The following is an 11,756-nucleotide window of genomic DNA, read 5'->3' as shown; positions in this document are numbered from 1 at the left end:
GGCTGCGATGCCGTTAAACAGGGTTAGTGATATCCACAAAATGGTGCACTAAATTAAACTCACGGGCGAGATGACGCCCTAGGGCTTCAATGCCGAAACGCTCAGTCGCATGGTGACCCGCCGCATAATAATGTATGCCCTGCTCTACTGCGCTATGGAAAGTACGTTCGGATACTTCACCACTGATAAACGCATCCACGCCCAGACTTGCCGCCACATCGATATAATCCTGCGCACCGCCCGTGCACCAAGCTAAATATTGGATCTTGGCATCGCTATCACCGATATGCAGTGGCGCTCGACCTAAGGCATTCTCAAGGGTATTTGCAAATTCGCTAGCACTGACAGGTAAATCGAGTTTGCCACGCCACAGGAGGCCCTGAGCCACCTCTTCGATGGCTTCGGCGTCGACTATCCCAAGTTGTCTACCCAAAGTGGCATTATTGCCGAGCATTGGGTGAGCATCTAAAGGTAGATGATAACCAAACAAGCTAATATCGTGCTGGAGCAGTGCCTTAATACGACGCTGTTTCATCCCCGTAATAACCTCGGGTTCATTCTTCCAAAAAAAACCGTGATGAACCAAAATCGCATCGGCCTTTAATCGAATAGCTTCATCGATCAAGGCTTGGCAAGCCGTCACACCCGTCACTATGGTGTGGATCTCGTTCTTACCTTCTACTTGTAATCCGTTAGGTGCGTAATCCTTAAATGCGGCTACCCGTAAAAAGTCTGCTAAATATTGACCCAATTCTGTCCGTGTCATGTCATCACCACATGCATTAATTGTTAAAGATGATTGTCTCAACCTACATGGCTAAGTCAATGCGAACACCACCTTGAAGGTATACGACTCGCACTCGGTCACCCGCATTAAATACCATTCCGGGATCATAATCTTGGATAACCATAACTTGGGTGCCATCTTCTTGATTGATCATCAATTCCACCAGCTTAAACGATTGCACACTCGTACCACTGCCATAACGATTACCAATACCGCCGCCGATAAGAGCGCCTAAAATTGTTGCTACATCGCGGCCTGAACCGCCACCAAACTGATGGCCAATCACCCCACCAACTAATGCACCACCAAAGGTTTTCCAACCTTGGTTTCTGTCTTCGATAAGCTGAGTTTCTGTGATATTGCGCACAGAGGTGACATCACCATAGAGGACTTTCTCTACAGGGACGGCTTGATTGCGGTCGTAGGCTGCATTGGCAGGAGTTAATAGAAAGGCAAAAATAAACATAAAGCTTGCTAGAGTAGGTTTCCACATATCCGAATTTCCGCTAACTTAGTAGAAGGGTTTATTACTGAATCATACGCAATTGTGAAGTCACTGTCTTTTCTGAATCACGAATTTGAAGCTTTTCCTTCACCCGAACTCGCCTTAACGGATCCCAATGGATTACTGGCGATTGGCGGTGACTTACGTCCAGAACGCTTACTGACCGCTTATTATAACGGAATTTTCCCTTGGTTTAATGCCGATGATCCTATTCTTTGGTGGTCACCCGATCCCCGCGCAATATTTATGCTCGGTAAAATCCGTATCAGTACAAGTTTATGCAAGTATCTAAAAAAACAGCCATGGCATTTCACCATCAATCATGCCTTTACTTCTGTGATGGCAGGATGTGCCGAGCCACGTCCAAAGCAAAATGGCACTTGGATAACCGATGAGATTCAAATGGCTTACCGTGAATTACATCAAAATGGCCATGCACATTCTATTGAGGTATGGGAAGGTGAGCAATTAATTGGCGGCCTTTATGGTTTAGCCATAGGGCAAGTGTTTTGTGGTGAATCGATGTTTCACCGCCAAACCAATGCCTCAAAAGCGGCAATAGTGGTATTACAACAACATTTAATCAAAAGGGGATTTAAACTGATTGATGCTCAGGTAATGAACCCACATCTAGAAAGCTTGGGAGCAAAGGCGATTAAACGAACTCATTTTATTGAATTACTGACCCAATTTAGGGACAAAAAAGTGCATCCAGATGCTTGGATACCCAGTGAGGTGTTCCTTGAACTCTAACGCCAATAAAACACCGATAGCTATCGGTATCAGCCAAATTTTCCCCTGTAGCTACCTCGAGGATCAGCAGGAGCAATTGCTCGTTATCCAAGAGGAGACTCTCGATCCCATTTTATTTGAGCGTTTATTAGCTATTGGTTTTCGCCGCAGTGGTAGCGCTATCTATAAACCCCGCTGTCCTCGATGTAGCGCATGTCAACCAATCCGATTACCCGTTCGGGAGTTTATACCGTCCAAACGACAAAAGCGTACATTGGCTAATAATCGCGATTTAACGTGGCGCATCACATCTAGCCAGACCGATGAGCAATACACACTTTATGAGCGCTATATCCGTCAACGGCACTTTGACGGCCCGATGTTTCCTCCGAGTAAGGAACAATATGAGCAGTTCTTATTTTGCCATTGGTTACCCCCTACTTTCATCGAAGTCTATGCCAATAATAAACTGATCGCGGTTGCTGTGACTGATACGTTACCGAACAGCCTCTCAGCCATTTACAGCTATTTTGATCCTGATGAAGCCCATCGTTCACTCGGCGTGCTGCTGATTTTAATTCAATGCCGACTTGCAAAATTACAAAGAAAAGAATTCCTTTATCTCGGATATCAAATAGATGCAAACCGCAAAATGTCCTATAAGCGTTTATATCGCCCTTATCAAATTCTAACCCCCCAAGGGTGGGAGTATTCCTAAGTTTGCTAAGTACTTCCCCTTTACAGCAAGGTGAATTTGGGGCATGATACGCCCGTTTTTTATATTCGAAGGCTAATGGGATAATTAATTAATGGCGAAAGAAGACAACATTGAAATGCAAGGCACTATCCTTGAAACCTTGCCAAACACAATGTTTCGTGTAGAGCTTGAAAATGGTCATGTGGTGATAGCCCACATTTCAGGCAAAATGCGCAAAAACTACATCCGGATCCTCACTGGCGATAAAGTTACCGTCCAGTTGACTCCTTATGATCTGACCAAAGGTCGTATTGTCTTCCGCGCACGCTGATATAGCCTCATAAATTTAAAAACCCGGCAAGGCCGGGTTTTTTTGTTGGCGAAAGATAAGAAAAATGGCTGCAATTGCAGCCATTTTTATGGACAAAACTCACCTTTAGGCCGAGTTAAGCCTTAGAAGCCACTTTTTCATGACGCTCTGTGCGAATAGCAATTTCACCCTCTTTGACATCCACGTAAGCCACACCACCCGACTCTAAGGCACCAAATAAAATCTCATCCGCTAATGGACGTTTGATCAATTCGGTCACGACCCGAGCCATTGGACGCGCGCCCATGTTCTTATCGTAGCCTTTCTCGGCGAGTAAGGTTCTGGCTTCGTCGCTGACGTCCAAGATGACGTGTTTTGCATCCAACTGAGCCTGTAATTCCACCAAGAATTTATCGACCACTTTGGCAATAATCGTCATATCCAAATGGTTGAACCAAATGATGGAATCGAGACGATTTCGAAATTCTGGCGAAAATACTCGATTAATTTCAGATAACGCATCTTGGGTATGATCTTGCTGGGTAAAGCCAATCGACTTACGAATAGTCTCCTGTACCCCCGCGTTAGTGGTCATCACCAAAGTCACGTGTCTGAAGTCAGCCTTACGACCATTATTATCGGTCAAAGTGCCGTGGTCCATCACCTGCAACAGCAAGTTATAGACATCACGGTGGGCCTTCTCAATTTCATCCAATAGCACGACACAGTGCGGATTTTTAATCACAGCATCTGTCAGCAATCCACCTTGGTCATAACCCACATAACCTGGAGGTGCCCCAATTAAGCGTGACACTGTGTGGCTTTCCATGTACTCCGACATATCAAAGCGCACCAGTTTCATCCCTAAACAGGTAGCCAGTTGATTGGTAACCTCGGTTTTACCCACACCAGTGGGACCGGCGAATAAGAAACTGCCGACAGGTTTTTTATCTGTGCCCAAACCACTTCGCGATAAACGAATGGCTGAGCTTAAGGTCTCAATGGCTTTATCTTGACCAAAGACCACCATCTTAAGGTTACGCTCAAGATTACGCAGTAAGTCCTTATCTGTGGCAGATACTGACTTCTCAGGGATGCGCGCCATTTTAGCTACAATGGACTCAATTTCGGCTTGGCCTATGGTCTTTTTACGCTTGCTCATAGGCAACATCACCATACGAGCCCCCGCTTCATCGATCACATCGATAGCTTTATCGGGTAAATGCCTGTCATTAATGTGCTTGGCCGATAATACTGCAGCGCTGCTAATCGCGGCCTGAGTATAACGAACGCCATGATATTCTTCGTATTTAGACTTAAGCCCCATCAAAATCTTCGTGGTTTCTTCCACTGAAGGCTCATTAATATCCACCTTTTGGAAACGACGTGCCAGCGCACGGTCTTTCTCAAAAATACTTTGATATTCTTGGAAAGTCGTCGAGCCCATGCAGCGCAAATTACCGCTAGATAGCAAAGGTTTCAGCAGATTAGAGGCATCCATTACGCCGCCAGAGGCCGCGCCCGCACCGATAATGGTATGGATCTCATCGATGAATAGGATGGCATGCTTATCCGCCGCAAGTTCTTTTAACAAGTTCTTAAAGCGTTTTTCAAAGTCGCCGCGATACTTAGTGCCTGCAAGCAATGAACCTAAATCCAAGGAATACACCGTGGCTTCAAGCATTACATCGGGCACTTGTTTATTCACAATCCGATACGCCAGCCCTTCGGCAATCGCCGTTTTCCCCACACCCGCCTCACCCACTAACAGTGGATTATTTTTACGGCGACGGCACAGGGTTTGAATCGCGCGCTCAATTTCCTGATCGCGGCCAATCAGTGGATCAATAATCCCTTGCTTTGCAAGTTGGTTTAAGTTGGCCGCAAATTGCGACAACATGCTGCGTTCTTCACTGCCTTCACTTTGATCTTCTATGCGTTCTTGATCTTGATGTGACTCAGTATCATCATTTTTGGCGAAACCATGGGAAATAAAATTCACTACGTCTAGGCGACTAATATCGCAACGGCGCAGCAAGTACACGGCTTGGGATTCTTGTTCGCTGAAAATAGCGACTAAAACGTTAGCGCCGTTCACTTCATTGCGGCCCGATGACTGCACATGGAATACTGCCCGTTGCAGCACTCGCTGGAACCCAAGCGTCGGCTGAGTTTCTTTGTCATCATCAATATCGGCAATGATTGGGGTTGTTTGTTGGATAAAGCTTGCCACTTCATCTCTGAGTTTATCTAGATTCGCTCCACAGGCGATTAACGCTTCTTGAGCCGCTGGATTGTCGATGAGAGCTAATAACAGATGTTCCACTGTCATATACTCGTGACGCGCGTCTCTGGCTTGCTGAAACGCCAGATTTAAGGTGACTTCCAGATCTTTGTTCAGCATAAGCACCCCCAAAATTAACAACAGACTACAGAGTAAAGCGGTTTTATGCTTTCTCTAACGAACACAGTAACGGATGTTGGTTTTGTCTTGCAAATTGATTTACTTGTATCACCTTAGTTTCTGCAATCCCAAACGGGAAAATACCGCAAATTCCTTTTCCTTGGTGATGGATCGTCAACATGATATCGGTCGCTTCCTGCTCGTTCTTGCGAAAGAAAACCTGCAAAACTTCAATCACAAAATCCATTGGAGTGTAGTCATCATTATTGAGGATCACCTTATACATTGATGGTGGCATCAACTCTGACTCTACACGTTCTTCAACGTGTTCAATATTTCCTGTCTTACCCATTTTTTAATACTAGCCTCTCGTGTTGGCCTCTTCCAATTGATATGTTCAAATTAATCAGTTGTTGCCCCTTTGTTAATTTTAGCTTGACTTCCGCATTTACTCCTTACATTCTGTAGTTCAGACGGTGAGCGAAACCCGTCTATACAGGTTTTACTATCTTACTGGTAAGTAGACAACAGAAGGAAGTGGAAGTATGGCAAGCGGAACTGTTAAATGGTTCAACAACGCCAAAGGATTCGGGTTTATTTGCCCTGATCAAGGTGGTGAGGACGTTTTTGCACACTATTCTACCATTGAAATGGAAGGCTATAGAACTCTAAAAGCAGGCCAACCCGTTCAATTTGAAGTAGAGCAAGGTCCAAAAGGGATGCACGCTTCAGCCATTTCACCAACAAAATAACGTTTGGTGAGGCCAATGATCTAAAAGGCAGGGACTTGTCCCTGCCTTTTTATTGCTGTGTGTTTCATAAATTCTCACCACTTAATGCTGTATCGCTCATCATCATTTCGCATGAATTTAATTCAAGTTCAATCACCGCACATCACCCATTGCATCCCAGCAAAAAGATTTTATCATCGGTCTCGGCAGCAAATTTAGGGTATAAAAAAGGATCTGCAATGCAGATCCTTTTTTAAATCAGTCTAATGACTTACAAATTCACATCAGCTTAGATGGCCCACACTGACGCGCACACCATCTAAAAGTGATAACTAGCGAAATTAAGCAATCAACAGTTTGTTTAACGTCTCGCTTGGGCGCATGGCTTTTTCAGCCTTAGCCGCATCTAAACGGTAATAACCGCCTAAATCGACAGACGCACCTTGTGCATTTGCTAATTCAGCCACAATGACTTGCTCATTCGCAGCCAGCGCATGCGCCAAAGGAATAAAGTGTGCTTGTAGTTGCTCATCGCCCGTTTGCGCAGCTAAGGCTTGGGCCCAGTACATGGCTAAGTAGAAATGACTGCCACGGTTATCCAGCTCACCGACTCTTCTTGATGGCGATTTGTTGCTATCTAAGAATTGGCCAATGGCTTGATCTAAGGTATCTGCCAATACTTGGGCTTTTGGATTGCCTACGGTTTGACTTAAATGCTCAAGAGACGCCGCCAGAGCCAAGAATTCACCGAGCGAATCCCAACGTAAGTGACCTTCTTTCTCAAGCTGTTGCACGTGTTTAGGTGCACTACCGCCCGCACCTGTTTCAAATAGACCGCCGCCGTTCATTAATGGAACAATTGACAGCATTTTGGCACTGGTGCCTAGCTCGAGGATGGGGAACAAGTCAGTCAGGTAGTCACGTAAAACGTTACCCGTAACTGAAATCGTATCTTTACCTTCTTTGATACGAGCCAAAGAGAAACGCGTTGCCTCTTCAGGAGACATAATGCTGATCTCTAAGCCATCAGTATCATGCTCTGGCAGATACTGCTGCACTTTAGCAATGATTTGTGCATCGTGGGCACGTTTGCTATCTAACCAAAATACCGCTGGAGTATTGCTTAAACGGGCACGGCGCACGGCCAGTTTGACCCAATCACGGATAGGTGCGTCTTTAACTTGACACATTCTCCAGATATCGCCCGCTTCCACGTTATGGCTCATCAATACCTTACCGCTGGCATCAACAACGTTGACCACACCGTCAGCAGGAATTTCAAAGGTCTTATCGTGGCTGCCGTACTCTTCCGCTTTTTGCGCCATCAAGCCGACGTTGGGTACACTGCCCATGGTTTTAGGATCGAAAGCGCCGTGCTCTTTACAGAAAGCAATCGTTTCTTGGTAAATACCCGCATAGCAACGATCGGGGATCATGGCTTTAGTGTCATGCAGTTGACCGTCTGGTCCCCACATTTGGCCAGATGAACGAATCGCAGCGGGCATAGACGCATCGATAATGATGTCGCTTGGCACGTGTAAGTTGGTGATACCTTTGTCAGAATCAACCATGGCCAATGCGGGACGCGCAGCGTAAACGGCGGCGATATCGGCTTCGACTTCGGCGCGGCTGTCGGCAGGTAATGTCGCGATCTTGGCATAAACATCACCAAAACCGTTGTTAACATCTACGCCTAATTCAGCGAAAAGCGCCGCATGTTTGTCAAATACTGGCTTAAAGAATACCTTCACTGCGTGACCAAACATAATAGGATCAGACACTTTCATCATAGTGGCTTTGAGATGCAGCGATAACAGCACATCTTCAGCTTTGGCGTTTTCGATTTCACGCTCATAGAAGCTCACTAAGGCTTTTTTACTCAATACCGCAGCATCGATAATTTCGCCAGCCAGCAGCTTAAGACCCGACTTGAGCACCACTTCTTGACCATCTTTTTGCGTCAGCACGATATTCACACTGCCCGCATCAGATAAAGTGACAGACTGCTCGCTGCCGTAGAAATCACCGTCAGTCATGTGGGCAACGTGTGACTTAGAATCCTTAGCCCATTTCCCCATGGAATGCGGGTTTTTCTTGGCAAAGTTTTTCACCGATAATGGCGCGCGGCGATCTGAATTACCTTCACGCAGTACTGGGTTTACCGCACTGCCTTTGATCTTGTCGTAACGGGCTTTAATTGACTTTTCAGCGTCGGTTTTTGGCTCATCCGGATAATTAGGAATGTCGTAACCTTTTTGCTGCAGTTCAAGGATACAGGCTTTTAATTGTGGGATCGAAGCACTGATATTCGGTAACTTGATGATGTTCGCTTCTGGCTGATTAGCTAACTCGCCAAGCTCTGTCAGATGGTCGCCAATCTTTTGTGCTTCGGTCAGTTGCTCAGGGAAACTGGCAATAATACGGCCCGATAACGAGATATCACGGGTTTCAACCGCAACGCCCGCGGCGTCGGTAAACGTTCTGATAATAGGTAAGAGTGAGAGGGTGGCCAGTGCTGGCGCTTCGTCTGTTTCAGTGTAAATAATTGTTGATGAGTTATCTTTCATGTTACATCCTACATTATTGTAAAATTTAATATTTTTTATAATAATTTTATAGCATGGCGAACAAATCTGAGCACAGGGAAAATATCAATCAAGGCAATCGACCACGCCCTCATCTTTCAAATTCTCAATGCCCTTGTGTCTTTGCGCGCAAGCTAAAATTTGTTACAACGACTCATTAAAACCTAATAAACATTTAGGCACAGATCACATTTTCTGGCCGACATCATAGAGCATTCGCAATAATATTCAAATTCCACTAACGGCGAATGCCAAGTACACTATGACCACATTAACGACTCAATCAAGTCAGGTAAGCGTGTCTCAACCTCCTGTTAGCAAAAGTATGAACAAAAACAAGTTTCCACCTAAAGGTGCCAATTCCAGTACTAGTTCCCCAGCCAAGAGCACGATTAAACCCGCGAAGCACGCCAGCAGAGGCCCAGTCAACCGCGCTACCGCCGTAGATAGCAAAGTGGCGCCAGCACGTAATGCCAATGGCAGTTTAAAGAAAGAACCCTTTAAAAATCCTAATCGACGCGCAATTGCGGCAGCAAAACCGGTGCAGAGCCAAACGCTCGCACCGATTATTGTACTGTTTAATAAGCCTTTTGATGTACTTTGCCAGTTTACCGATGAACAAGGTCGCAAAACCCTAAAAGACTATATCCCGATTGCTGATGTGTATGCCGCTGGCCGCTTAGACAGAGACAGTGAGGGCTTATTGCTGCTAACTAATGACGGTCAATTACAGGCAAGGCTGACAGAGCCGAAAAAGAAAACCTTTAAAACCTATTGGGTGCAAGTAGAAGGCGTTCCGACAGAAGATGCCCTGACAAAACTGCGCCAAGGTGTTGAATTAAATGATGGTATAACGCTACCAGCTAAAGTCAAAATTATGGATTCACCCGATATTTGGCCACGTAATCCACCAGTAAGAGAGCGCAAAAATATCCCAACAACTTGGCTAGAAATCCAAATTCATGAAGGCCGTAACCGCCAAGTCAGACGCATGACAGCGCATATCGGTTTTCCGACCTTAAGATTAATCCGTTATAAAATAGGCCAATGGAGTCTAGATAATTTGCCATCGGGTGAGCACAAATGCATTCGTCTCGGTGATGAAGTCTAAATTTCAGCCAAGTTTCTGCGTTCAACGCCACTAAAAAGTGGCACCATGTCCACTCAAAGGAGGTACCATGAGTCAACGATATAAACCCAATGTGACCGTCGCTTGTATTATCCATGCGACTTCACAGGACAAATATCTGATGGTAGAAGAGTGGATTGAAGGCGAGCAACGCTTTAATCAACCCGCGGGTCACTTAGAAGCGAATGAAAGCTTGATCCAAGCCTGTGAGCGCGAAGTGTTTGAAGAAACGGGGTTATCACTCAAAGCCCAAGGGCTCGTCGGCATCTATCAATTTAGCGCCAGTGAAGACTTAGCCTTTGTGCGCTTTACTTTTTTCGTGCAGTTAGATGATATGCCCTCACCTGCGCCGCAGGATAAAGCGATCCACAGTGCGCACTGGCTGAGTTTTGCACAGATAGAAGCCAAGCTATCTTTACTGCGCAGTCCCTTAGTGCTCGATTGCCTCAAAGACTATCGACGCCACCTGCAGCAGGGCTCAGTTTATCCCCTAGACTTACTCAATAGCGTTCGTCTCACGATAGCCCCAAAGAGCAAGGCGTGATAGAATACGCCGCCGCGTAAATCCGCAATGAGTTAGCTTAGGATGTTCAGGAAATTAGGCTGCCATTCGAGCCATTTACACGCTCTCCTTGCGGGGAAAATCGTTTACGCAATATACAAATTTTAAGCTAGGTCATATTACTACTTGGGTGATGCGCAATTCCCTACCTCAAGTGCCTAGCCAACACACATACTCAATGGTTTTTAGGATTTATGACATCAATCGAACCCACTCATACAGGAAAAAAAGTCATTGTCGGCATGTCCGGCGGTGTAGATTCATCTGTTTCAGCCTATTTGCTTATGCAGCAAGGCTATCAGGTTGAAGGCCTTTTCATGAAGAACTGGGAAGAAGATGACAACAACGAGTACTGCGCGGCCGCAGAAGATTTAAAAGATGCCCAAGCCGTGTGCGACAAGCTCGGGATCAAGCTACATACAGTCAACTTTGCTGCCGAATATTGGGACAATGTATTTGAGTATTTCCTCGCCGAATACAAAGCGGGCCGCACGCCAAATCCCGATATCATGTGCAACAAAGAAATCAAATTTAAGGCATTTTTAGAATTTGCCGATGAAATCCTCGATGCCGATTACATCGCCATGGGCCACTATGTTCGCCGTCGCGACAATAGCGACGGCAGCACACAAATGCTCCGTGGCGTTGATGGCAATAAAGACCAAAGTTATTTCCTCTACACCTTAAGCCACGAGCAAGTTGCCCGAAGCCTGTTCCCTGTCGGTGAGCTCGAAAAACATCAAGTTCGTGAAATTGCGAAAGAAATGGGCTTAATCACCCATGATAAAAAAGACAGCACTGGTATCTGCTTTATCGGTGAGCGCAAATTTACTGAATTTCTAGGGACTTATTTACCGGCGCAGCCTGGCAATATCGAAACACCAGAAGGTGAAGTCATAGGCACGCACCAAGGACTCATGTACCACACCTTAGGCCAACGTAAAGGCTTAGGCATTGGCGGCATGAAAAACAGCAATGACGATCCTTGGTATGTGGTCGATAAAGATCTTGAGCGTAACGTATTGATCGTGGGGCAAGGCGGACACCATCCCCGTTTGATGTCGAATGGCATGACAGTTAACCAACTGCATTGGGTGGATAGAACTGGGCCTGTCGATGGTTGTCATATCACCGTCAAAACCCGTTATCGCCAACAAGATGTGCCTTGCACATTAACCTACACAGATGAACACACCTTGCGTGTGGTCTTCGATGAACCTGTAGCGGCAGTGACGCCTGGACAGTCTGTGGTATTTTATGATGGTGAAGTCTGCCTAGGTGGTGGCATCATAGATCAATTAATCCGAGGGTAAA

12 protein-coding genes are annotated in these 11,756 nt (G+C 45.8%); 7 read left to right on the top strand and 5 right to left on the bottom strand.

Features of this window, described 5'->3' with window-relative positions; all coding sequences use genetic code 11:
• Nucleotides 1-13: 13 nt before the first annotated feature.
• On the bottom strand, nt 14-766 hold the full coding sequence (locus tag SPUTW3181_RS09320; protein ID WP_011789119.1) for a Nif3-like dinuclear metal center hexameric protein: 753 nt from the start codon (nt 764-766) through the stop codon (nt 14-16).
• A gap of 43 nt (nt 767-809) precedes the next feature.
• Complete coding sequence (locus SPUTW3181_RS09315; protein WP_011789118.1) at nt 810-1,280, bottom strand: glycine zipper 2TM domain-containing protein; 471 nt, start codon at nt 1,278-1,280, stop codon at nt 810-812.
• Between the two features lie 54 nt (nt 1,281-1,334).
• On the opposite strand from SPUTW3181_RS09315, the gene aat reads away from it, so the two are divergent.
• From aat to infA, 3 genes are all read left to right on the top strand, one after another.
• The gene (aat, locus tag SPUTW3181_RS09310; RefSeq protein ID WP_011789117.1) at nt 1,335-2,045 is read left to right on the top strand and encodes a leucyl/phenylalanyl-tRNA--protein transferase; all 711 of its coding nucleotides are present in this window, start codon (nt 1,335-1,337) and stop codon (nt 2,043-2,045) included.
• Nucleotides 2,035-2,742, top strand: coding sequence for an arginyltransferase (locus tag SPUTW3181_RS09305; RefSeq protein WP_011919430.1), 708 nt, complete (start codon nt 2,035-2,037; stop codon nt 2,740-2,742). Before aat ends, SPUTW3181_RS09305 begins: the two co-directional genes overlap by 11 nt.
• Nucleotides 2,743-2,833: 91 nt before the next feature.
• Complete coding sequence (gene infA, locus SPUTW3181_RS09300) at nt 2,834-3,052, top strand: translation initiation factor IF-1 (protein ID WP_006081934.1); 219 nt, start codon at nt 2,834-2,836, stop codon at nt 3,050-3,052.
• 115 nt (nt 3,053-3,167) lie between these two features.
• On the opposite strand, the gene clpA is transcribed toward infA, so the two are convergent.
• Both clpA and clpS read right to left on the bottom strand, forming a co-directional pair.
• Nucleotides 3,168-5,435, bottom strand: coding sequence for an ATP-dependent Clp protease ATP-binding subunit ClpA (clpA, locus tag SPUTW3181_RS09295; protein ID WP_011789115.1), 2,268 nt, complete (start codon nt 5,433-5,435; stop codon nt 3,168-3,170).
• A gap of 43 nt (nt 5,436-5,478) precedes the next feature.
• Nucleotides 5,479-5,787 carry an ATP-dependent Clp protease adapter ClpS gene (gene clpS / locus SPUTW3181_RS09290; RefSeq protein WP_011789114.1) on the bottom strand — a complete coding sequence of 103 codons (309 nt, stop codon included), beginning with the start codon at nt 5,785-5,787 and terminating at the stop codon, nt 5,479-5,481.
• 193 nt (nt 5,788-5,980) lie between these two features.
• Here clpS and cspD point away from each other — a divergent pair, with 193 nt between their 5' ends.
• Entirely contained in the window at nt 5,981-6,187 is a 207-nt protein-coding gene (gene cspD / locus SPUTW3181_RS09285) for a cold shock domain-containing protein CspD (protein WP_011072576.1), read from the top strand.
• A 320-nt stretch (nt 6,188-6,507) separates the two neighbouring features.
• On the opposite strand, the gene SPUTW3181_RS09280 is transcribed toward cspD, so the two are convergent.
• Nucleotides 6,508-8,733 (bottom strand): NADP-dependent isocitrate dehydrogenase, encoded by a 2,226-nt coding sequence (locus tag SPUTW3181_RS09280; protein ID WP_011789113.1) that lies wholly within the window; start codon nt 8,731-8,733, stop codon nt 6,508-6,510.
• Between the two features lie 343 nt (nt 8,734-9,076).
• Between SPUTW3181_RS09280 and rluE the strand changes: the two genes are divergently transcribed.
• The 3 genes from rluE (at nt 9,077) to mnmA (ending at nt 11,755) form a co-directional block, all read left to right on the top strand.
• Complete coding sequence (gene rluE, locus SPUTW3181_RS21980) at nt 9,077-9,862, top strand: 23S rRNA pseudouridine(2457) synthase RluE (protein WP_227498150.1); 786 nt, start codon at nt 9,077-9,079, stop codon at nt 9,860-9,862.
• A 67-nt stretch (nt 9,863-9,929) separates the two neighbouring features.
• Nucleotides 9,930-10,424 (top strand): NUDIX hydrolase, encoded by a 495-nt coding sequence (locus SPUTW3181_RS09270; RefSeq protein ID WP_011789111.1) that lies wholly within the window; start codon nt 9,930-9,932, stop codon nt 10,422-10,424.
• 212 nt (nt 10,425-10,636) lie between these two features.
• Entirely contained in the window at nt 10,637-11,755 is a 1,119-nt protein-coding gene (gene mnmA, locus SPUTW3181_RS09265) for a tRNA 2-thiouridine(34) synthase MnmA (protein ID WP_011789110.1), read from the top strand.
• Nucleotide 11,756: the final 1 nt, after the last annotated feature.

Source organism: Shewanella sp. W3-18-1 (assembly GCF_000015185.1).
Lineage (GTDB): Bacteria > Pseudomonadota > Gammaproteobacteria > Enterobacterales > Shewanellaceae > Shewanella > Shewanella putrefaciens.
This window is presented reverse-complemented; position numbering and strand designations above follow the sequence as displayed.